At 63.7% G+C, this 21,471-nt stretch carries 16 protein-coding genes and 2 rRNA genes; 6 read left to right on the forward strand and 12 right to left on the reverse strand.

What is annotated here, in order from left to right:
- The first annotated feature begins 106 nt into the window (after positions 1–106).
- The 3 genes from ACEN9F_RS20775 to ACEN9F_RS20785 all read left to right on the forward strand — a co-directional run bounded on the left by ACEN9F_RS20775 (position 107) and on the right by ACEN9F_RS20785 (position 5,363).
- Positions 107–2,979: ribosomal RNA gene (locus ACEN9F_RS20775) — 23S ribosomal RNA — on the forward strand.
- A gap of 125 nt (positions 2,980–3,104) precedes the next feature.
- Positions 3,105–3,217, forward strand: a 5S ribosomal RNA gene (gene rrf / locus ACEN9F_RS20780).
- A 115-nt stretch (positions 3,218–3,332) separates the two neighbouring features.
- Positions 3,333–5,363 carry an esterase-like activity of phytase family protein gene (locus ACEN9F_RS20785; protein WP_413422891.1) on the forward strand — a complete coding sequence of 677 codons (2,031 nt, stop codon included), beginning with the start codon at positions 3,333–3,335 and terminating at the stop codon, positions 5,361–5,363.
- Positions 5,364–5,446: 83 nt separating this feature from the next.
- Here the strand turns inward: ACEN9F_RS20785 and ACEN9F_RS20790 are convergent, their stop codons facing one another.
- A complete protein-coding gene (locus tag ACEN9F_RS20790) occupies positions 5,447–5,827 on the reverse strand; it encodes a hypothetical protein (RefSeq protein WP_413422893.1) in 381 nt (126 codons plus the stop codon).
- Positions 5,828–5,975: 148 nt separating this feature from the next.
- On the opposite strand from ACEN9F_RS20790, the gene ACEN9F_RS20795 reads away from it, so the two are divergent.
- Positions 5,976–8,000 (forward strand): PEP-CTERM sorting domain-containing protein, encoded by a 2,025-nt coding sequence (locus tag ACEN9F_RS20795; RefSeq protein ID WP_413422895.1) that lies wholly within the window; start codon positions 5,976–5,978, stop codon positions 7,998–8,000.
- 67 nt (positions 8,001–8,067) lie between these two features.
- Positions 8,068–8,979, forward strand: a complete 912-nt coding sequence (locus ACEN9F_RS20800) for a phytanoyl-CoA dioxygenase family protein (protein WP_413422896.1) — start codon at positions 8,068–8,070, stop codon at positions 8,977–8,979.
- Here the strand turns inward: ACEN9F_RS20800 and ACEN9F_RS20805 are convergent.
- Positions 8,948–10,375: a DHA2 family efflux MFS transporter permease subunit gene (locus ACEN9F_RS20805; RefSeq protein WP_413422898.1), complete on the reverse strand. Its 1,428-nt coding sequence runs from the start codon at positions 10,373–10,375 to the stop codon at positions 8,948–8,950. The genes ACEN9F_RS20800 and ACEN9F_RS20805 overlap by 32 nt on opposite strands.
- A gap of 95 nt (positions 10,376–10,470) precedes the next feature.
- Between ACEN9F_RS20805 and ACEN9F_RS20810 the strand changes: the two genes are divergently transcribed.
- The gene (locus ACEN9F_RS20810; RefSeq protein WP_413422900.1) at positions 10,471–12,213 is read left to right on the forward strand and encodes an alkaline phosphatase D family protein; all 1,743 of its coding nucleotides are present in this window, start codon (positions 10,471–10,473) and stop codon (positions 12,211–12,213) included.
- On the opposite strand, the gene bluB is transcribed toward ACEN9F_RS20810, so the two are convergent.
- From bluB to ACEN9F_RS20860, 10 genes are read right to left on the reverse strand one after another with little or no spacing between them, the layout of a single operon-like run.
- Complete coding sequence (gene bluB, locus ACEN9F_RS20815) at positions 12,210–12,869, reverse strand: 5,6-dimethylbenzimidazole synthase (RefSeq protein ID WP_413422902.1); 660 nt, start codon at positions 12,867–12,869, stop codon at positions 12,210–12,212. The two genes, ACEN9F_RS20810 and bluB, sit on opposite strands and share 4 nt — an antisense overlap.
- Complete coding sequence (locus ACEN9F_RS20820) at positions 12,866–14,323, reverse strand: cobyric acid synthase (protein ID WP_413422904.1); 1,458 nt, start codon at positions 14,321–14,323, stop codon at positions 12,866–12,868. Before ACEN9F_RS20820 ends, bluB begins: the two co-directional genes overlap by 4 nt.
- A 1-nt stretch (position 14,324) precedes the next feature.
- Positions 14,325–15,215, reverse strand: a complete 891-nt coding sequence (locus ACEN9F_RS20825; RefSeq protein ID WP_413422906.1) for a cobalamin-binding protein — start codon at positions 15,213–15,215, stop codon at positions 14,325–14,327.
- Complete coding sequence (gene cobD, locus ACEN9F_RS20830; RefSeq protein WP_413422908.1) at positions 15,212–16,192, reverse strand: threonine-phosphate decarboxylase CobD; 981 nt, start codon at positions 16,190–16,192, stop codon at positions 15,212–15,214. Before cobD ends, ACEN9F_RS20825 begins: the two co-directional genes overlap by 4 nt.
- Positions 16,185–17,156: an adenosylcobinamide-phosphate synthase CbiB gene (gene cbiB / locus ACEN9F_RS20835; protein WP_413422910.1), complete on the reverse strand. Its 972-nt coding sequence runs from the start codon at positions 17,154–17,156 to the stop codon at positions 16,185–16,187. The genes cobD and cbiB overlap by 8 nt, the downstream gene beginning before the upstream one ends.
- On the reverse strand, positions 17,150–17,707 hold the full coding sequence (gene cobU / locus ACEN9F_RS20840) for a bifunctional adenosylcobinamide kinase/adenosylcobinamide-phosphate guanylyltransferase (protein ID WP_413422912.1): 558 nt from the start codon (positions 17,705–17,707) through the stop codon (positions 17,150–17,152). The genes cbiB and cobU overlap by 7 nt, the downstream gene beginning before the upstream one ends.
- A complete protein-coding gene (locus ACEN9F_RS20845) occupies positions 17,704–19,008 on the reverse strand; it encodes a cobyrinate a,c-diamide synthase (RefSeq protein WP_413422914.1) in 1,305 nt (434 codons plus the stop codon). The genes cobU and ACEN9F_RS20845 overlap by 4 nt, the downstream gene beginning before the upstream one ends.
- Positions 19,008–19,643 carry a cob(I)yrinic acid a,c-diamide adenosyltransferase gene (cobO, locus tag ACEN9F_RS20850; protein ID WP_413422915.1) on the reverse strand — a complete coding sequence of 212 codons (636 nt, stop codon included), beginning with the start codon at positions 19,641–19,643 and terminating at the stop codon, positions 19,008–19,010. Before cobO ends, ACEN9F_RS20845 begins: the two co-directional genes overlap by 1 nt.
- A complete protein-coding gene (locus tag ACEN9F_RS20855) occupies positions 19,640–20,413 on the reverse strand; it encodes an ABC transporter ATP-binding protein (RefSeq protein WP_413422917.1) in 774 nt (257 codons plus the stop codon). Before ACEN9F_RS20855 ends, cobO begins: the two co-directional genes overlap by 4 nt.
- A complete protein-coding gene (locus tag ACEN9F_RS20860) occupies positions 20,413–21,435 on the reverse strand; it encodes a FecCD family ABC transporter permease (protein ID WP_413422919.1) in 1,023 nt (340 codons plus the stop codon). Before ACEN9F_RS20860 ends, ACEN9F_RS20855 begins: the two co-directional genes overlap by 1 nt.
- Positions 21,436–21,471: the final 36 nt, after the last annotated feature.

Consider the following 21,471-nt stretch of genomic DNA (forward strand, 5'->3'; position numbering starts at 1 on the left):
CAGGTGGTGCGATGGGTAATGATTGTATGTATCAACAAACGCAACAACGTAGTACTTCTTATTCCTATAAACGCTCCTTGTTTAGTCGCAGGGGCTAACGTTATAGGGACAAGTGAATAAGTGCACATGGTGGATGCCTTGGCGATTACAGGCGATGAAGGACGTAGTAGCTTGCGATAAGCTGCGGGGAGCTAGCAAACAAGCTTTGATCCGCAGATTTCCGAATGGGGAAACCCGGCCCTTTGGGTCATTGCATGCTGAATACATAGGCATGCAAAGCGAACGCGGCGAACTGAAACATCTAAGTAGCTGCAGGAAAATAAATCAACCGAGATTCCCAAAGTAGTGGCGAGCGAAATGGGAAGAGCCTGTACGTTTTAGCATGACGCATAACAGAATCCACTGGAAATTGGAGCCATAGCGGGTGATAGCCCCGTATGTGAAATGCGATGTGTGGAACTAAGCGTACGACAAGTAGGGCGGGACACGAGAAATCCTGTCTGAATATGGGGGGACCATCCTCCAAGGCTAAATACTCGTAATCGACCGATAGTGAACCAGTACCGTGAGGGAAAGGCGAAAAGAACCCCGGGAGGGGAGTGAAATAGATCCTGAAACCGTGTGCATACAAACAGTAGGAGCGGACTTGTTCCGTGACTGCGTACCTTTTGTATAATGGGTCAGCGACTTACATTCAGTGGCAAGGTTAACCATATAGGGAAGCCGTAGAGAAATCGAGTCCGAACAGGGCGATAGTCGCTGGGTGTAGACCCGAAACCAAGTGATCTACTCATGGCCAGGATGAAGGTGCGGTAACACGCACTGGAGGTCCGAACCCACTAATGTTGAAAAATTAGGGGATGAGCTGTGGGTAGGGGTGAAAGGCTAAACAAACTTGGAAATAGCTGGTTCTCTCCGAAAACTATTTAGGTAGTGCCTCAAGTATCACCATCGGGGGTAGAGCACTGTTATGGCTAGGGGGTCATCGCGACTTACCAAACCATTGCAAACTCCGAATACCGATGAGTGCGAGCTTGGGAGACAGACGTCGGGTGCTAACGTCCGGCGTCAAGAGGGAAACAACCCAGACCGCCAGCTAAGGTCCCAAAGATTGGCTAAGTGGAAAACGAAGTGGGAAGGCTAAAACAGTCAGGATGTTGGCTTAGAAGCAGCCATCATTTAAAGAAAGCGTAATAGCTCACTGATCGAGTCGTCCTGCGCGGAAGATGTAACGGGGCTAAGCCAGTCACCGAAGCTGCGGATATGCGTAAGCATATGGTAGGAGAGCGTTCTGTAAGCCTGCGAAGGTGTCTTGTAAAGGATGCTGGAGGTATCAGAAGTGCGAATGCTGACATGAGTAGCGATAATGGGGGTGAAAAGCCCCCACGCCGTAAGCCCAAGGTTTCCTGTTCAACGTTCATCGGAGCAGGGTGAGTCGGCCCCTAAGGCGAGGCAGAGATGCGTAGCTGATGGGAAGCAGGTTAATATTCCTGCACCGTCGTATGATGCGATGGGGGGACGGATCGCGGAAGGTTGTCTGCCTGTTGGAATAGGCAGTTTCTGGTTCATAGAAGGCGCTTAGGCAAATCCGGGCGCGGGATTCAAGGGACTGGGACGAGGCACTTAGGTGCTGAAGCAATCGGAAGTGGTTCCAAGAAAAGCCTCTAAGCTTCAGTCATACGAGACCGTACCGCAAACCGACACAGGTGGGCGAGATGAGTATTCTAAGGCGCTTGAGAGAACTCGGGAGAAGGAACTCGGCAAATTGGTACCGTAACTTCGGGAAAAGGTACGCCCTTGTAGCTTGACTGGCTTGCGCCAGAAGGGTGAACGGGTTGCAATAAACTGGTGGCTGCGACTGTTTAATAAAAACACAGCACTCTGCAAACACGAAAGTGGACGTATAGGGTGTGACGCCTGCCCGGTGCTGGAAGATTAAATGATGGGGTGCAAGCTCTTGATTGAAGTCCCAGTAAACGGCGGCCGTAACTATAACGGTCCTAAGGTAGCGAAATTCCTTGTCGGGTAAGTTCCGACCTGCACGAATGGCGTAACGATGGCCACACTGTCTCCTCCCGAGACTCAGCGAAGTTGAAGTGTTTGTGATGATGCAATCTACCCGCGGCTAGACGGAAAGACCCCATGAACCTTTACTGTAGCTTTGCATTGGACTTTGAATCAATCTGTGTAGGATAGGTGGGAGGCTTTGAAGCGGGGACGCCAGTTCTCGTGGAGCCAACCTTGAAATACCACCCTGGTTCATTTGAGGTTCTAACCTTGGCCCGTTATCCGGGTCGGGGACAGTGCATGGTAGGCAGTTTGACTGGGGCGGTCTCCTCCTAAAGTGTAACGGAGGAGTTCGAAGGTACGCTAGGTACGGTCGGACATCGTGCTAATAGTGCAATGGCATAAGCGTGCTTAACTGCGAGACTGACAAGTCGAGCAGGTACGAAAGTAGGACATAGTGATCCGGTGGTTCTGTATGGAAGGGCCATCGCTCAACGGATAAAAGGTACTCTGGGGATAACAGGCTGATTCCTCCCAAGAGTTCATATCGACGGGGGAGTTTGGCACCTCGATGTCGGCTCATCACATCCTGGGGCTGTAGCCGGTCCCAAGGGTATGGCTGTTCGCCATTTAAAGTGGTACGTGAGCTGGGTTTAAAACGTCGTGAGACAGTTTGGTCCCTATCTGCCGTGGGCGTTGGAAATTTGAAGGGGGCTGCTCCTAGTACGAGAGGACCGGAGTGGACAGACCTCTGGTGTACCGGTTGTCACGCCAGTGGCATTGCCGGGTAGCTAAGTCTGGAAGAGATAACCGCTGAAAGCATCTAAGCGGGAAACTTGCCTTGAGATGAGATTTCCCAGAGCCTTGAGCTCTTTGAAGGGTCGTTCGAGACCAGGACGTTGATAGGTCAGGTGTGGAAGTGCAGTAATGCATTAAGCTAACTGATACTAATTGCCCGTACGGCTTGTCCCTATAACCTTAGCAGGGTGTAGAGAATGAGGAGTACGTTGGAACGTTCGTTGATACAACTTCATTACCCATTTACTTGCTTCTCCAGATTCCGAGATGGCGCCACGCGCCGCTCTTACAAGTCAAAGCTTGATGACCATAGCAAGTTGGTCCCACCCCTTCCCATCCCGAACAGGACCGTGAAACAACTCTGCGCCGATGATAGTGCTGCAACCAGTGTGAAAGTAGGTTATCGTCAAGCTAGTTATATAAAGAAGCCCCTTCCGGTGATCCGGTCGGGGCTTTTTTGCGTCTGTCACAAGCATGTAACGTGTTGTCGCTAGACTTGCCCAATTTCTAATTGGGGACTTGATAACATGAAAAAACTTTCCTTGGTGTCGCTGGCTGTATTCTCGGTTCTCGCCGGGTGCGGCAGCAGCGACAATGCGCCGGCCGAAGCCGCCAAGACGCCGATGACCGGTGTATTCCTGGACGGCGCGGTGGAGAATCTGGACTATGTCGCCGGCACCGCCGCGAAGGCCAGCACAAATGCCAAGGGCGAGTTCACATGCTACGCTGGCGACACCGTCACCTTTAGCGTCGGCGGCATTGCGCTGGGCAGCGCCGCTTGCGCCGCCACCATCACGCCGCTGCAGCTGGCCGGCGTTACCGACGTCAAGGATGCCAAAGTGGTCAACCGCCTGCTTGCCCTGCAACTGCTGGATGACGACAGCGACCCGGCTAACGGCATCAAGCTGACCGCCGATGTGAAAACCGCGTTGGCCGCCAAGAGCGCCGACTTCAACGCCGCCGCCGCCACCTTCAACACCGCGATGAGCGGCAACCTGGCCGCCGCCGGCGCCAAGTACGCCGCCCGCACCGTGGACGACAGCCGCCGCGCGCTGGTGCGTGAACACTTTGAAGATACGCTGGCCTCCAAGGTCGGCACGCCGGTCAACGAGACCTTCAGCCAGACCACGCCGCTGGGCGCCGTCGCCGTCACCGTGACGCGCTACCAGATGCAGGCGGCGAACAGCTACTACATTCCATACGAAGGTACGAACGCCAAGGTGAAGGAAGATTTCCCGCTGGGCTTCCTGCCATCCTACGGTTCGTCGATCGCTTTCAAGGGCACCAACGCCAACGGCGACCTGGAGTTCTACGGCCTGACCGACCGTGGCCCTAACGGCGACGGCCCGAACCTGCCGGCGCTGAGCGGCAGCGGCGTCACCGGCGCCAAGATCTTCCCGTCGCCGAGCTTTGCTCCGGCCTTCGGCGTGATCACGGTCGGCAAGAACGGCGCGGTGCTGACTGCGTCGACGCCGATCAAGGTCTCGGCCACGGTCAACGCGTCCGGCCTGCCGGTGGCGCCTGGCGCGGTCGGCAATTCGTCCGAGTTGCCGGTGATGGATACGATGAAATACGATGCCACCAGCAAGGCGACCTTCAACGCCGGCGGCATCGACAGCGAAGCCATCGTGGTCGACAAGAAGCGCAACGTGCTGTGGGTGTCCGACGAATACGGCCCGTTCATCGTCAAGATCGATCCGGCCACCGGCATCATCCTGAACAAGTACGCACCGGGCAGCGGCCTGCCGGACATCTTCCTGAAGCGCCGCGCCAACCGCGGCATGGAAGGCCTGGCGCTGGACACCACGACCGACAAGCTGCATGGCTTCCTGCAAAGCCCGCTGACCGACGGTAACGCGAATTATTCGGTGACCGGCAAGAGCGAGGCGGTCGAACGCTTTGCGCGCTTCACACGCTGGGTGGAATTCGATCCCAGCACCGGCACCTCCGGCAAGATGTACGCGTATCCGTTGGACGCCGCCGACTACCAGGACGGCCGCACCGGCAACGCCAAGCTGGGCGATGTGGTCGCGCTGGGCAATGGCAAGTTCATCGTGATCGAGCAGGGCGCGGCGCCTGGCGGCAAGGTGTTCAACAAGCTGATGCTGGTGGAGATCGGCACGGCGACCGATATCGCCGGCGCCGCCTACAACGTGACCACCTCCGACCTGGAGAAAAGCAGCATGGGCGGCGTGGCGGTGAACGGCGCCGATTGGAAGTCGGTGACGACGCTGAAGAAAACCCTGCTGCTGGATCTGAACGCGATCGGCTGGCTGGCGGAAAAGGCCGAGGGCCTGACCATCGTCGATGGCAATACGCTGGCACTGGCGAATGACAACGACTTCGGCTTGAAGACCAAGGTCTATACCGCCGCCGGCGTGGCGGTGGAGGATGCCGATGTCACCAAGTGCAATATCGATGCGAGCGGCGCCATCATCACCAGCAGCAGCGCGGGCTGCACGGCGGGGAACACGATACGCGTCGCACGCGGCACGGACCTTGAGCGTCCTAGCCGCCTGTGGCTGATCAAGTTCACCAAGGCGCTGACTTCGTTCTGAGCCGTCGTCCCCGCGCAGGCGGGGATCCATACGCCGCAGGCAAGCAGCGGCGGCATGGATTCCCGCCTGCGCGGGAATGACGACTAGCGCGTCGTCGCGTTCTGCTCGGCGATCAGCCTGGCGATCTGCGAATCGGTCTTCACCGGTTCGATCAGCAGCACCTGCTGGCGGTTGATCTGCATGCGGTCCGGGTTGTGCGCCTCGCCGCCGCGCTTGATCAGCACGCTGGTGACTGCCTTGGTCTCCGGATTCTGCCGTCCCTGGATATAGAACACATCGCGCAGTGTCACATAGTCGCTGCCGCTCCCTTCCATGCGGCCGTAAAACATCTGGCCGTTTGCCAGCGCCACCGCCTGGTACGGCGTGTCCAGTTCCGGCGCCTTGTGGCCGAACGCGATGCTGCACGCGGCGGCGGCAATGACCACGCTGCTGATGGCCGTGATGGCGGCCGCTATTTTCTGCATGAAGACTCCCCGATGATCAAAGTGCCCGGCAGCTTATCAGCTTCCCGGCGCCGCGCACAGGCACGCGACAGCCAGGCAACAGCGTCACAAGCTTGTAATAATTTTATGAGATATTGAAAGTTTGCTCACATAACAAACGGGACAAACCATGCCGATCGCCTCGCCGAAATCTTCTTCCGCCATTCAATTCCTGTTGCTCGCGGCAACACTGCCGATGGCGGCCTCCGCAGCGGATTTCCCGGGCACGATCAGCGATGCCAACACCAAGGTGCAAACGCTGGCGGCCGGCCAGACCGGCACCGTCGCCAGCGGCGGCACGCTGACCATCGGCGGCGACAAGGTGGCGGTCACGATCACCGGCAATGGCGCGACGCTGAACAACCTGGGCGCGATCAAGCAGACCGGCACCGGCCGCGTGGTCCGCGACAATACCGGCGTGAGCAACCTGGTCATCAACAATGGCAGCACCGTCAACGCCACCGCGCTGATGCAGGCGGCCGACGCCGACGTGATCCAGATGAACAAGGCTAGCGCCAGCGTCACGCTGAACAACTATGGTTCGCTGATTTCCGTGAACGCCAGCGCGGGCGGCGCGCAGGCGGTGGATTTCGCGGCGATCACTTCGGGCGCGAACATCGTCAACAACTACGCCGGCGGCGTGCTGAAGGCCACCGAGGCGGATGCCGTGCGCACCGGCGTGAACGGCGTGGTGAATAACCTGGGCACCATCCGGTCCGTCACCACCACCGGCAACAGCAGCGACGCCATCGACGCGCAAAACAATTCCGGCGCGCAGATCGTCAACGGCGCCACCGGCTTGATCGAAGGCGGCCGTCACGGCATCACCGGCGGCCAGCTGGATGCCTCGTCGTACTTTGCCATCAGCGTGACCAACAATGCCGGCGGCATTATTCGCGGCATCAACGGTTCCGGCATCAACCTGGACGGTTTCAATGGCAAGCAGTCGGCCACCATCGTCAACCACGGCACGATCTCCGGCGAGGGCGTGACCGGCGACGGCGATGGCCTCGATGTGGACGGCATCGCCAACATCACCAATACCGGCATCATCCGCTCGGTCAACGCCTACAGCGCGCTGGCCGACGGCCTGGCATACAGCGAAGGCATCAGCGTCGGCGGCGGCACCATCGTCAACTCGGGCACGATCGAGGGACTGGTCAAGGCCGGCAACAACAACGCGGTCGGACGTGGCATCACGCTGGCCGGCAACGACCTGAGCAACGGCACGCGCGAAGGCTTGTACGCCAACGCCACCATCACCAACCAGGCCGGCGGCCTGATCCGCGGCCAGAGCGATTCGGCCATCGTCACCGTCGGCGCAGCCAGCGGCTACAAGGTCACCATCAATAACAACGCCGGCGCCACCATCCAGGGCGGCGGCGCGGCCAACGCCGCCATCAAGACCGGCGCCGACAATACCGTCATCGTCACCGCCGGCATCATCAACGGCGCCAGCAGCGGCAAGGCGATCGAGATGGGCAGCGGCGTCAACAGCCTGACCATCACCGGCGGCAGCATCACCGGCAGCATCAACGGCGGCAGCGGCGGCGCGAACACCATGGTGGTCAATCCGGGCGCGGGCAACAGCTTTGCCTACGCCGGCTCGATTTCCAACTTCAGCAAGGTCGAGATCGCGAGCGGCGACGTGGCCCTGTCCGGCGTGAGCAGCTACTCCGGCGCGACGCAGCTGAGCGGCGGCGTGCTGACGCTGGACGGCGCCAACCGCTTGTCCGCCGACAGCGCGCTGCTGCTGAACGGCGGCACGCTGCGCCTGACCAACGCCGGCGGCGCCAACGGCCAGGGTTTCGCCAGCCTGTCGCTGACCGACGATTCCTCGGTGCTGCTGGGCGGCTCGTCTCTGACCTTCGGCGCGCTGGGCGCCATCGTCGGCGGCAAGACGCTGTCGTTCACTGAAGCGGCCTCGGGCGCTTACGCCTTCCGCCTGCTGGGCGATTATTCGTCGGACGCCGCCTTCCTGCTGCTGCTCGGTTCCACCCATATCGACGGCCTGTCGGCCCGCTACAGCTTTGACGGCACCTACACCGCCGTCAGCGCGGTGGCGGCCGCAGTACCTGAGCCTGCCACCTATGCGATGTTGTTTGCGGGCCTCGGCCTGGTGGCGGCGATCATGCGCCGCCGCCGCATTGTTTAGCGCACGTCAAGGCGGTTGTTCTGCCGGGTTGCTACCTTCTCAGGGATGACCTTGGAAGGAACTACCGATGGAATATGCCCAGCTGACACCTGGCCGCCGTTTTGCCCCCCTCCATAGCTTGTTGTACTACAGCCAGCGCATCGTCACCCAACCGTCGGTGCGCCGGCTGGTGGTGCGTGCGCTGAGCGGCGCGCTGCGGCTGCGTCAGGGATCGGGAAAAGACTTGTGGGCCGCCACCGCCGCCGAAGACGCCTCCCTGCTGGACCTGAGCCGGACCGGCTACGCTCCACTGGGCAACCTGCTCGACCCCGGGCAGTGCGGCGATATCCGCGCCTTTCTCGACGACAAGCCGCTGTTCGACCGCGACCGCGTGCGCAAAGGCTTCCGGCTGGCGCAGGCGCCCGACGGCGTGCGCGTGGCCGATTACCATTTGCGCGACGTGGTCGCCTGTCCGCATGTCCTGGCGCTGGCCAACAGTCCACCGTTGCTGGGCCTGGCCGCGCGCTACATGGCGTGCAAGCCGACGATTTCCGCGCTGGGCTTGCGCTGGTCGTTTCCACAACTGAGCGAGAGCAGCGTCCTGCAGGCGTTTCACCGCGACTCGGAAGATTGGCGCTACCTGAAGGTGCTGGTCTACCTGACCGATGTCGACGACCATGCCGGGCCGCATGTGTACCTGCATGGCAGTCATTTGACGCGGGCACCGGTGCGCTTGCGGTTTTATAGCGACCGCGAAATTGCCGACACCTATGGTGCGGACAAGCTGTTGACGGCGATCGGCAAGTGCGGCTTTTGCTTCGCGGTCGACACCGCCGGCATCCACAAGGGAACGGCGCCGTCGCGCCAGCCCCGGCTGATGTTGCAGATCCAGTATTCGCTGCTGCCCAGCTATGCCTACCGCTATGCGCCGGAATCCTATGACGGGCCGCTGGCGCTGGACCGTTACGTCAACCGTCTGATCGTTCGACAGGCGGGCTAGCCTTGCCTTTGCTGATCGATTCTCCGTCTTCCTTGCGCAGGGTCCAGAAAGTCAGCGACGACAGCAGGGTCAGTATCGCCAGCGCGATGAAGGCATGGTGCAGGGCCGAGGTCAGCGCCAGGCGGTCCGACTGCGGCAGGTCGCCGAGGAACCAGCCGGTGATCAGCGAGCCAGCGGCCAGGCCGAAGCTGGCTGACAGCTGCTGCATCGAACTGGCGATGGTGCTGGCCATGCTGGAATCGGCGTTCTCGACGTCGGCGTAGGCGATGCTGTTCATGCTGGAGAACTGCAGCGAGTTGAAGAAGCCCAGGCACAATCCGATCATCACGATCACATAGATCGGCGTGCCTTGCCCGACGAAGGCGTACAGGCCGATGGTCAGGCCGATCAGCAGCGTGTTGATGGTCAGGACCTGGCGGTAGCCGAAGCGCGCCAGCACCCGCACCGAGATGAACTTCATGCCCATCGCGGCGGCGGCGGCGGGCATCATCAGCAAGCCCGATTGCCAGGCCGGCAGGCCGAGACCCAGCTGGTACAACAGCGGCAGCAGGAAGGGCAGGCCGCCGACGCCGATGCGCGTGATGAAGCCGCCCGCGACCGACACGCGGAAGGTGCGGATTTTGAACAAGGCCAGGCGCAGCAAGGGGAATGGCGCCTCCTTCGCATGCCATACATAGGCGGCCAGCAGGCAGCAGGAGATCAGCAGCAGCACCGAGGCCGAGGTCACGTCGAGTTTGTGTTCGCCGAATACCTCCAGCAGCCATGACAGCAGCGCGATGCCGGTGCCGAACAATACGAGGCCGATCAGGTCCAGCGGCCGGACGCTGTCGCCGCGATAGTCCGGCATGTAGCGGTGGGCCAGGAACATCGCCGCCAGCCCCACCGGCACGTTGACGAAGAAGATCTCGCGCCACGACAGCCAGTGCACGATCAGGCCGCCGACCGTGGGGCCGAGCAGGGGGCCGATCAGGGCGGGGATGATGACGAAGTTCATCGCCGCCAGCAGTTCGTTCCTGGGGAAGGTGCGGATGATGGTCAGGCGTCCGACCGGCATCATCATCGCCGCGCCGACGCCCTGCAGCAGCCGCGAGGCGACCAGCATCGGCGAGTTGACCGACAGGCCGCACAGCACGGAGGCGAAGGTGAAGATCGCGATGGCGCTCATGAACACGCGCCGCGTGCCGAAGCGGTCCGCCATCCAGCCGCTGACCGGGATCGCGACGGCGAGGCTGAGGATGTAGCTGGTGACCACGGCTTTCAAACTGAGCGGCGTGACATGCAGGCTGGCCGCCATCGCGGGGATCGCCGTGTTGACGATCGTGGAGTCCAGCTGCTCCATGAAGAGCGCGGTGGCGACTACCCAGGGCAGGTAGCTCTTGGCGGCGGATGGGTTCATACCCGTGATTGTCACACAAAAGATATGGGACGGTCATATGGGCGTCATCTACCGGGCGTAAGTTGCGCACATCGATATGGCCGATGGGAGTTGACATGGATGCTAAACCACCTGTTCCGCCTATGCCGCCGGGACGCCGCACCTTTATCCGCCGTATGGCCGCTTCCACCGCGCTGCTGGGCGCCGGTGCGGCGGGCCTGGGCGGCTGCACCAGCACCGCCGCCGGCATGGGGGACGGTGCCGCTTTCGGTTTTCACCATGGCGTGGCCAGCGGCGATCCACTGAGCGACCGCGTGATCCTGTGGACCCGCGTGACGCCGCGCCGCAACGACGAGACGGCCGACATCGCGGTGCGCTGGCAGATGGCGACCGACCCGGCGATGCAGATGGTGGTGGCCAGCGGCAGCCTGGCGACGTCGGCGAGCAAGGATTACACCGTCAAGGTCGATGCGGCGGGCCTGCTGCCGGGGCATGTGTACTACTACCAGTTTTCGATCGACGGCGGGAAGTCGGTGGTGGGCCGCACCAAGACGCTGGCGCGCGCCGATGCGCGCCAGGTGCGACTGGCCGTGTTCTCCTGCTCGAACTATCCGTCCGGGTACTTCAACGTCTACGCCGATGCCGCGCGCCAGGACGATATCGACGCCGCGCTGCACATCGGCGACTACATCTATGAATACGAAAGCACCGGCTACGCCTGCGGCAATGCGGAGGCGTTGGGGCGCGTGTCGGAGCCGCGCGAGCTGCTGCTGCGGTTGGACGACTACCGCCGCCGCTACGCGCAGTACCGCTCCGATCCCGACCTGCAGGCGGTGCACGCCGCCATGCCCTTCATCACCGTGTGGGACGACCACGAATTTGCCGACGACACCTGGCGCGACGGCTCGGTCGACCACAAGGCCGGCGTGTTCGGTCCCTTCGAGCTGCGCAAGCTGGCGGCGCTGACCGCCTATCACGAGTGGATGCCGATCCGCGTGCCGGATGCGTCGACGCCGGACAAGATCTATCGCTCGTTCGACTTCGGTGGCGTGGTATCGCTGCATATGCTGGATACGCGCCTGATCGCGCGCGACCAGCAGCTGATGATGTCCTCCTACTACGACGAGAACAAGCATTTCGACGTGGAGAAGTACAAGCAGGATGTGTGCTCGCCGCGCCGCCAGATGATAGGCCGCGAGCAGATGGCGTGGCTGGAGAACCGGGTCGAGAGCTCCAGCGCGCGCTGGCAGATGCTGGGCCAGCAGGTGCTGATGGCGCGCATGGAGTATCCGACCGCCGTGGTCATGGGCGAGTGCAACTGCACCGACTACTCCGCGCTGAAGCAGCGCGCGGCCGCGGATCCATCCTGCATCAACGACAAAGAGAAGCGGTGGCTGGCCGCGCCGACCTTGCCCTGCTACCTGGATTCGTGGGACGGCTACCAGAGCGACCGCGAGCAGGTTTTCGAGATGATGCGGAAGCACCGCAAAAACCTGGTCGTGCTGGCGGGCGATACGCACAACGCCTGGGCCAGCGACCTGCATGATGCGCAGGGCCGGCAGGTCGGCGTGGAGTTCGCGACGGCGTCGGTGTCGTCGCCGGGCATGGAAGGTTCATACCCGGACCGCGATCCGGAGGATGTGGCCAACATGATGGTCGACCTGATCGCGCCGCTGTACTACGCGCAGACCAGCAAGCGTGGCTACATGATCGTCACCGCCAGCCATGAGCAGGTGCGCTGCGACTGGCGGTTTGTGGATACGGTCCTCAAGCACGAATTCACGGCGGCGACGGAGCGCAGCCTGCGCACCTTGCCGGGGCCGGGCAACCGCAGGATAGAGGAGTGCGCCGGCGCTTAGAGCGTCGCGGCGGGATGGTCCCAGTGGTCTTCGAACAGGATGTCGCTAAGCGGGCGGCGCTGGTCCCACTTTTCCAGTTCCAGCATCGGCGCGGTGTAGAACTCGTGTACCTGGCCGACGCACAGCACGGCGATGGGCTGGCTGCCATCGGGCATGCCGCAGATCTCGCGCAGCTGCTGCGGATCGAACATCGATACCCAGCCGGCGCCGATGCCTTCCGCGCGCGCGGCCAGCCAGAAGTTTTGCAGCGCGCAGGAGGCCGAGGCCAGGTCCATCTCCGGCATGGTGCGGCGGCCGAAGACGTACTGGTCGCGCTTGTCGACCAGGCCGACCACCAGCACCTCCGCGCAGGCGAGTATGCCTTCGACCTTGAGTTGCATGAATTCCTCGGCGCGCTTGCCCAGCGCTTCGGCGGTCTTGATGCGTTCTGCGTTGACATGCTGGTGGATGCGCGTGCGGAGTGCCGCATCGGCGATGCGGATGAAACGCCACGGCTGCATCAAGCCGACGCTGGGACCGTTGTGGGCGGCTTCGATGAAGCGCTGCAGCTGACCCGGCGCCAGCGGGCCGGGTTTGAAATGGCGGACATCGCGGCGCTCGCGGATGGCGCGGTAGACGCCTGCTATTTCGGCGTCGGTAAAGGCGTGCGGATTCATTTTTTACTCTTCAGTGCGACCAGTGCGTCCAGCAGCGGCTGGGTGGCGTCGGCGATGCGATCCAGGCTGGCTTCGCGCAGCGCGCTGGTGTCGACGGTGTTGTGCGTGTTCAGGCCGGCCCAGCGCAGCAGCGCGCTGCAGGCTTGCGGCGTGTCGAACAGGCCGTGCAGGTAAGTGCCGAGGATCTGGCCGTCGGCCGAAAGCGCGCCCTCCGGCCGGCCGTCGATGACGAAGGCGGGCGCTGCGAGCGCGCTGCCGGTGGAGATACCCATATGGATTTCGTAGCCGCTGACGGCGGCGCCGTCAGCGTCGAAGGCGCAACTGCCGTGCACTTGCACCAGCCGCTTGTCGGCGGTCATTTCGGTTGTCATGTCGAGCAGGCCGAGGGCCGGTGAGACGCCGGCCTTGCCTTCCATGCCCAGCGGGTCGGTGACGCTGCGGCCCAGCATCTGGAAGCCACCGCACACGCCGATCACCTTGCCGCCGTAGCGCAGGTGGCGGCTGATCGCTTCCGGCCAGCCCTGGACGCGCAGCCAATCGAGGTCGCCGCGAGTGTTCTTGCTGCCGGGGAGGATGATCAGGTCGGCGGCGGGGATAGGTTCGCCCTGGCGCACGAAATGCAGGTCGACGTCGGGATGCGCGCGCAAGGCGTCGAAGTCGGTGTGGTTGCTCATGCGCGGCAGGCTCGGGACCACCACGCGGAAAGCGCCGCGCTCGGCCTGCACCGGCTGCACCGCGTCTTCCGCATCGAGGAACAGGCCGTGCAGGTAGGGCAGCACCGCCAGCACCGGCTTGCCGGTTTGCTGTTCCAGCCATTCCAGTCCCGGCTCCAGCAGCTTGATGTCGCCACGGAAGCGGTTGATGACAAAGCCGATGGTGCGTGCGCGCTCGCTATCCGACAGGCAGGACAAGGTGCCGACGATGTGGGCGAACACGCCGCCACGGTCGATGTCCGCCACCAGTATCACGGGACAGTCGACTTTTTCGGCGAAGCCCATATTGGCGATGTCGCGGTCGCGCAGGTTGATCTCCGCCGGGCTGCCGGCGCCTTCGACGATGATGCTGTCGTATTGCGCCAGCAGGCGGTCATGCGATTCCAGCACGGCTTGCATCGCCACGGTTTTGTATTGATGATAGTCGCGCGCGTTCATCTCGGCGCGCACCTTGCCGTGGATGATGACTTGCGCGCCGATGTCGCTCGATGGCTTGAGCAGGATCGGATTCATGTCGGTGTGCGGCGCCAGGCCGGCGGCGATCGCCTGCAGCGCCTGCGCGCGGCCGATCTCGCCGCCGTCGGCGGTGACGGCGCTGTTGAGCGCCATGTTCTGCGGCTTGAACGGCGCCACGCGCACGCCCTGCCGTTTAAGCAGGCGGCACAGGGCCGCGACCACGGTGCTCTTGCCGGCGTCGGAGGTGGTGCCCTGTACCATCAGGGTGGAGTAGGGAAAGCGCATATCAGTTCTTGCGGTGCTGGCGCGCCTGTTCGAGTTTCTGGCACAGGGCCGTGGCGCCGGCGACCATGCGCGGGCCGGCGCGGTTCAGCAGCTCGCCGTCCAGCCGGAACAGGTTGTCGTTCTTGACCGCCAGCATATTGGGGTAGGGCCGCCACAGGTCGATGCTGCCGTAGTCTTTTTCGCTGGTGCCGAAGATCGCTTCCGGGTCCGCTTGCAGCACGGCTTCCACGCTGACCACCGGCGCAGTCACTTTCAGGTCGCCGAAGATGTTGACTCCGCCGCACAGCCGGATGGCGTCGCTGACGATGGATTTGTTACTGAGCGTGTAAAGCGGCTTGTCCCATACCTGATAGAACAGCTTTACCGGTGGGCGCGCCGAGTACTGCTTGGCCAGCGCCGCGAATTGCCTGCGGATTTCGTCGGCGGCGGGTTGCGCCACTTTTTCGGTTCCCATCAACTGGCCTAGTCGCACCAGGTTCTCGGAAATGCCGTCAAGCTTGAGCGGCTCGCTGTGGTAGATCGGTATGCCGAGCTGGCGCAGCATCTCGATTTGCCGCTCGGCGCTGCCATGCATCCAGATGACGATCAGGTCCGGCTTCATGGCGATCACGCGCTCCATGTCGATCTGGCGGTTGTCGCCCACGCGCGGGATTTTTTTCGCCGCTTCAGGGTAGTCGCTGTAGGTGACCGCGCCGACGATCTTGTCTGCGCCGCCCGCCGCGAAAAGCAGTTCCGTCACATGGGGCGCCATCGCCAGGACGCGCTGGGCAGGCTTTTGCAGCGTGATGGTGTTGCCGTCGTCATCGCGCACGGTGATGGCGGCGCTGGCCGTTGTCGCAGCCGTCGCGATGGCTGCGCACGCGGCCAGTTTCATGATCGTCAGTTTATTCATTTGTCGGTCCATTCAGTGAGTGCTGTTCGCAGGCGCTGCCAGCCTGCTTCGTCGGGCGGCAGTCCAAGCCGGACGCCGCGTGCCGCGTGTTTGAAAAGCCGGATCCAGATACCGCGTTCGGCCATGTGCCGCCAGAATTCCTCTGCGCGCGGCTCCGCCCACCACTGGAACAGCGGCGTGCCGGTCGATAGGATGCCGTGCGCGGCCAATAGCGCTTGCAGCCGTTCGCCGCCGGCATGCAGCTGGCGGCGCGTATCGGCCTGCCATGCCTCGTCGCGTAGCGCGGCCAGCGCGATGTGCTGGGCCGGGCCGCTGATGGTCCAGGGACCCAGCTGGTCGGCCAGGGCGTGCAGCAGATCGGCATGTGCCGCGACAAAGCCGAGGCGGATGCCGGCCAGGCCGAAGAACTTGCCGACAGAGCGCAGCACGATCAGGCCGGGACGGTTGCTGTACGCGGCGATGCTGTTGTGCTGCTCCGTGTCGCCGAAGGCTTCGTCGACCACCAGCCAGCCGCCGCGCGCCGCCAGTTGTTCGGCCCATTGCAGCAGTTGCGCTGCCGGCACCACGGCGCCGGTAGGATTGTTGGGATTGATAACCACCATGACGTCGCTGTGGGCGACCGCCGCATCCAGTTCCGGGTAGGGCGTTTGCGTCAGCGTGTGACCGTGGCTGCTCCAGTGGTGCGCGTGTTCCGCATACGATGGCGCGGAGACCGTCACGCGCGATGGCTTGCGCAGCCGGGGCAGGGCTTGTATCGCCGCCTGCGTGCCGGCCACGGGCAGCATCAGCGGCGCGCCGTAGTAGGCGGCAGCGGCTGCCGCCAGTTCGGGATCGGGTTCCGGCAGCCGGTGCCAGGCGTTGCCCGGCAGCGCGGGCGCCGGATACCAGTGCGGGTTGATGCCGGTCGACAGGTCGAGCCAGTCGTCGCGGCCGAAGCGCTGTGCGGCGTCGCGCAGGTTGCCGCCGTGTTCAAGCATGGGTATACCTCGCCAGTGCCGCGCAGGCGCAGGCCACCGCCAGCCATAGCGTGGTGGTGTGGACCACCAGATGCCATGCGCGGCGGATGTCCGCACCGGTGGCAGGCAGGCCTGCTCCCAACGGTGGACGGTGTTCGACCTCGCCGTCGTAGATGGCGGCGCCGCCCAGTTGCACGCCGAGCGCGCCGGCGCCGCTGGACATGACCGGACCGGCGTTGGGGCTGCTCCATGCCGGCGCTTGCGCGCGCCAGCATTGCCATGCGCGGCGCTTGCCTTCGAGGCCAGGCGCCAGCAGTACGTAGGATAGTGCGGTCAGGCGCGCGGGAATATAGTTGAGGGCATCGTCGACACGGGCGGAGGTGCAGCCGAATTGCAGCAGGCGCGCAGTGCGGTAGCCCCACATCGCGTCGAGCGTGTTCGCCATGCGGAACAGCACCGCGCCGGGACCGCCGGCGACGATGAACCAGCACAGCGTGCCGAAGACGGCGTCGTTGCCGTTTTCCAGCAGGGATTCGGCGCTGGCCTTGGTCAGTTCGACTTCGCTGGCGCTGGTGGTGTCGCGGCTGACGATGCGGGCGGTCAGCAGGCGGGCGTTGGGGAGGTCGTTCTGCGCGAGCGCATCGGCGATCGGCAGGTTGTGGTCGCGCAGGCTGCGCAGGCCGAGGCAGAAGTACAGCATGACGGCATGGGCGGCGGCTTGCGCGGCAAGGCCGGGCACAAGCCGGGCCAGCATCCAGACCACCAGTGCCGACAATGCAGTCAGCGGCAGCACGGCCAGCATCCACGCCAGCGCGCCGCGCCAGAAACGCAGCTTGCCGCGATTGAGGCGTTTTTCCAGCGCGATGGCCAGGTTGCCGAAGCCGACCAGCGGATGCCAGCGCCGCGCTTCGCCCAACATCAGGTCAAGCAGCACGCCGGCGACCATCAGCCAGGCGATCGCGAAAAAGCTCAAGTCACTCAGCACGGCGCGCCTTTGAGAACCAGCGGCAGGCCGGCGGCGACAAACACGGCGCGGTCGCAGATCGCCGCGACCGATTGATTCAATCGCCCCTGTTCATCCATGAAGCAGCGCGATACGGCCCCCATCGGCATGATGCCCAGGCCGACTTCGTTCGATACCAGTATCACGTCGCTGGCGCACTTGGTCAGCGCGCTGGCCAGCATGTCATGCTGTTCGTGGAACAATGCGGGCAGCACGATCTCGCCGACATCGGGGTACTCCTCGCCGCCGCTGAACAACAGGTTGCTGAGCCAGAGCGTCAGGCAGTCGACCATGATGACGCGGTCCGGCGAGGACCAGCGCAGCAGCTGGTTGCCCAGTGCCAGCGGTTCCTCGACGGTGATCCATTCCGGCGGCCGGCCGGCGCGGTGATGCGCGATGCGCGCCGCCATCTCGCTGTCGCCGGCGGTGGCCGTGGCGATGTAGACGACTTCCTTGCCGGATTCGGCGGCGAGCCGCTCGGCATAGGCGCTTTTGCCCGAGCGCGCACCGCCCAGAACCAGTGTACGTGTCATGACCCACTCCTTGAGAACAAGGCGGCGACCGCCGCCGGGTTGGATGGAAAGTAAGCGTGAAAATACGAAGCCGTCAACGAGCCGACGCGATACCAGGCCTCTCCCTGTATAGCGGAGGGATGCTTGACGGTGTGTGCCGCCGGCGCGACCGCCGTCTCCAGCTTCGAATAGTGAAAGGTGTGGCCGCGCAAGATGCCTTGCTCCGTCGGCAGTCCTTGCGAGCCGAGGCCGGCAAGGCGCGGCTGCATCGCCACCGCGCCTTGCAGCAGGCCGGCCATGTCCCATACGGCGCCGGATTGGTCGGCCAGCGTATCGGCCAGCGCCATCATGCCGCCGCATTCGGCGACGATGGGCATGCCTTCGGCGTGTGCGGAACGGATGGACGACCGCCATGCGGCGGCCCGCGACAGCGCCTCCGCATGCAGTTCGGGATAGCCGCCCGGCAGGTAGACGGCGTCGGCTTCCGCAGGCAGCGCTTCGTCGGCCAGCGGCGAAAAGAATTTCAGCGTCGCGCCGAGCGAGCGCAGCGTGTCCAGGTTGGCCGGATAGATGAACATGAACGCCGGGTCGCGCGCGACGGCGATGGTTTTCCCGGCCAGCAGCGGTGCTGGCGCGGCTGGCGCTGGAGGGATCTCGATGCGCACGGGACGAAGCTGCTCCCAGGCCGCCTCGTCGAATACCAGCTGGTCGGCCAGGTTGTCGAGCAGTGCATCGATATCGCTGACTTCTCCCGGCAGCACCAGGCCCAGATGCCGTTCCGGCAGCGACCTGGCCTGACGCGGCAGCGTGGCAAACAGCGGAATATCGCGCAGCGAGGCGGCGACCATTTTCGCGTGGCCTTCGCTGGCGACGCGGTTGGCGATCACACCCGCCATCTCGACCGGGCCGTAGTCGCGCAGGCCGTGCACCAGCGCACCGGCGGTTTGCGCCATCGCGGAAGCGTCGATCACCGCCATCACCGGCACGCCGAACTCGCGCGCAAGGTCGGCTGACGACGGCGTGCCGTCATACAGTCCCATCACGCCTTCGAGCAGGATCACGTCCGTTTCGGCGGCGGCTTGCGCCAGCTGGTCGCGGCACAGGTCCTTGCCGACCATCCAAAGGTCCAGCGAACGCACCGGCGCGCCGCTGGCGCGTTCCAGCAGCATGGGGTCGATGAAATCCGGACCGCACTTGAACACGCGCACGCGCTTGCCCATGCGGACCAGTTTGCGCGCCAGCGCCGCCGTCACGGTGGTCTTGCCCTGGCCTGAAGCCACGGCCGCCACCAGCAATGCTTTCACTTCAACGTGCGTCGCCATTACCACTCGGTCCCCGCTTGCGCGACGATGCCGGACTTGAAGGCGTGCTTGACGACTTCCATTTCGGTGACGGTATCGGCGATGGCGATCAGTTCCGGCGGCGCGCCACGGCCGGTGATGACGACGTGCTGCATCGGCGGACGCGCCAGCAGGTCGTTGATGACGGTCTCCACATCCAGGTAGCGGTACTTCAGCGCGATGTTCAGTTCATCGAACAGCACCAGGCCGACTTCGGGATCGGCCAGGAACTTCTTCGCCTGTTCCCATGCCAGCTGCGCCTTGGCGATATCGCGTTCGCGGTTCTGGGTCTCCCAGGTATAGCCTTCGCCCATCGCGTGGAAGCTGATCTCGTCCGGGAAGCGGCGCAGGAATTTCTCTTCGCCGGTCTGCATCGCGCCCTTGATGAACTGCACCACGCCGACCTTCATGCCATGGCCCATCGCGCGGATCGCCATGCCGAAGCCGCTGGAGCTCTTGCCCTTGCCGTTGCCGGTATTGACGATGATGATGCCGATCTGCTTGTCGGCGGCGGCGATCTTGGCGTCGATGATGGCTTTCTTGCGTTCCATGCGCACGCGGTGCCGTTCGTTCAGGGCATTGAGTGCATTCTGTTCTTCTGGATTCAGGTCGTTCATGCGGTGTCCTCGGTGGGAATAAAGATGCTGCGCTTGCCGTGCCGGATGATGTCGATAGGATGGCCGAGGTACTCGCTCAGGATCCCGGCCCGCATGACTTCTTCGGTGGTTCCCGCCAGCCAGCGGCCATCGCCCATCAGCAGCAGCGCGTGGGTGGAGACGCTGTGCGCAAGCGTCAGGTCGTGGCCGACCATGACGGCGGTCTTGCCCTGCTGGCGGCACAGGCGCGCGAGCAGGCCCATGACGCTGACCTGGTGCGCCAGGTCCAGCGCGTTGGCCGGTTCGTCGAGCAGCAGCAGCGGCGTGTCCTGCGCCAGCATGGCTGCAATCGCCACGCGCTGGCGCTCGCCACCGGACAGGGTACGCACGTCGCGTTCGGCCAGGTCTGAGACTTCCATCGCCTCCAGCGCCTTGACGGCGATGGCATGGTCGTCGCTGTCTTCCCAATAGCGGTTGCTGTGGTACGGATGGCGCGCCGACAGCACGGTCTCGATCACGCTGTAGGCGAAGGCGTCGCTGCGGCTCTGCGCCAGGAAGGCTCGCTGGCGCGCCAGCTCGGCCAGCGGCCATTCGGCCAACGGGCGTTTTCCGATCTCGATGTGGCCGCCGTCCGGCGCGCGCAGGCCTGCCAGGGCGCGCAGCAAGGTGCTCTTGCCGGCGCCGTTGCGGCCGATGACGCTCCAGCATTCGCCATCCCGCACTTGCCAGTTCAGGTCCGCGATCAGCTGGCGCTGGCCGATTTTCAGGGAGAGGTGATGAGTGGCGATCATTATTTGCGCAGCCGATGTAGTTGATACAGGAAGACCGGCGCGCCGATCAGCGCCGTGACCACGCCCACCGGCAGCTGCTGCGGCGCGATGATGGTGCGGGCCAGCGTGTCGGCCAGCAGCAGGAAGGTGCCGCCGGCCAGCGCCGCAGCAGGAATCAGTACGCGGTGATCCGGGCCGACCGCGAAGCGGCAGGCGTGCGGCACGATAAGGCCGACGAAGCCGATGCTGCCGGCGCTGGTGACGGCGCTGGCGGTCAGCAGGCCGGACGTGAAGAACAGTCCCTTGCGCAAGGCGCCGACGCGGATGCCCAGCGTGGAGGCGGCTTCGGCGTGCAAGGCCATGACGTTCATGGCGCGCGCGCTGCGCAGCGCGAAGGCCATGGCGGCACCCAGCACCACCCACGGCAGCCAGCGCAGCGGCGCGCCGGACAGGTCGCCGATCATCCAGAACACCATGCTGCGCAAACGGCTTTCCGGCGCGATCGACAGCATCAGCGTCACCAGCGCCATGCAGGCGGACAGCAGGATCGCTCCGGTCAACAACAACAGGGATGCGCCGCCTTCGGCGGCGGTGCCGCCGCGCAGGTCGCGCCGGGCCAGCATGTACAGCATCATCGAGACGATCACCGCGCCGGCGAAGGCGGAGGCGTCGACCACCCAGGCGGCGCACATGAACATCAGCGCGGCCAGCGCGCCGACCGAGGCGCCGCCGGAGATGCCCAGCACGTAGGGGTCGGCCAGCGGGTTGCGCAGCAGCGCCTGCATCATCACGCCGGCCAGCGACAGGGCGGCGCCGGTGACGAAGGCGGTGGTGGCGCGGCTGATGCGCAGCTCGACCAAGGTGGAGGCCAGCGATGAGGACTGGCCATGCAGCAGGTCATTGACTGCTGCGGGAATATCGGAAAACGGAATCGAGACCGAACCGGTCATGCCCGAGAAAACCAGGCTGGCAAGCGCGAACAGGACCAACCCGGTCAGGGTGACGGTGGCGCGCTGTCGCAGGTTGCGTGAGAAAGAATGCATGCACTACTTTCAAAAAAATCCGCCGGAAGCGGGAAA

The sequence above is a fragment of the Duganella sp. CT11-25 genome (assembly GCF_047302815.1).
GTDB lineage: Bacteria > Pseudomonadota > Gammaproteobacteria > Burkholderiales > Burkholderiaceae_D > Rugamonas.

Excerpts from the sequence above, each read along its gene's own strand:
- ACEN9F_RS20785 (WP_413422891.1), top strand. The coding sequence starts at position 3,333 with ATGAAAAAACTTTCCTTGGTGTCGCTGGCTGTATTCTCGGTTCTCGCC.
- ACEN9F_RS20790 (WP_413422893.1), bottom strand. The coding sequence starts at position 5,827 with ATGCAGAAAATAGCGGCCGCCATCACGGCCATCAGCAGCGTGGTCATT.
- ACEN9F_RS20795 (WP_413422895.1), top strand. The coding sequence starts at position 5,976 with ATGCCGATCGCCTCGCCGAAATCTTCTTCCGCCATTCAATTCCTGTTG.
- ACEN9F_RS20800 (WP_413422896.1), top strand. The coding sequence starts at position 8,068 with ATGGAATATGCCCAGCTGACACCTGGCCGCCGTTTTGCCCCCCTCCAT.
- ACEN9F_RS20805 (WP_413422898.1), bottom strand. The coding sequence starts at position 10,375 with ATGAACCCATCCGCCGCCAAGAGCTACCTGCCCTGGGTAGTCGCCACC.
- ACEN9F_RS20810 (WP_413422900.1), top strand. The coding sequence starts at position 10,471 with ATGGATGCTAAACCACCTGTTCCGCCTATGCCGCCGGGACGCCGCACC.
- bluB (WP_413422902.1), bottom strand. The coding sequence starts at position 12,869 with ATGAATCCGCACGCCTTTACCGACGCCGAAATAGCAGGCGTCTACCGC.
- ACEN9F_RS20820 (WP_413422904.1), bottom strand. The coding sequence starts at position 14,323 with ATGCGCTTTCCCTACTCCACCCTGATGGTACAGGGCACCACCTCCGAC.
- ACEN9F_RS20825 (WP_413422906.1), bottom strand. The coding sequence starts at position 15,215 with ATGAATAAACTGACGATCATGAAACTGGCCGCGTGCGCAGCCATCGCG.
- cobD (WP_413422908.1), bottom strand. The coding sequence starts at position 16,192 with ATGCTTGAACACGGCGGCAACCTGCGCGACGCCGCACAGCGCTTCGGC.
- cobU (WP_413422912.1), bottom strand. The coding sequence starts at position 17,707 with ATGACACGTACACTGGTTCTGGGCGGTGCGCGCTCGGGCAAAAGCGCC.
- ACEN9F_RS20845 (WP_413422914.1), bottom strand. The coding sequence starts at position 19,008 with ATGGCGACGCACGTTGAAGTGAAAGCATTGCTGGTGGCGGCCGTGGCT.
- cobO (WP_413422915.1), bottom strand. The coding sequence starts at position 19,643 with ATGAACGACCTGAATCCAGAAGAACAGAATGCACTCAATGCCCTGAAC.
- ACEN9F_RS20855 (WP_413422917.1), bottom strand. The coding sequence starts at position 20,413 with ATGATCGCCACTCATCACCTCTCCCTGAAAATCGGCCAGCGCCAGCTG.
- ACEN9F_RS20860 (WP_413422919.1), bottom strand. The coding sequence starts at position 21,435 with ATGCATTCTTTCTCACGCAACCTGCGACAGCGCGCCACCGTCACCCTG.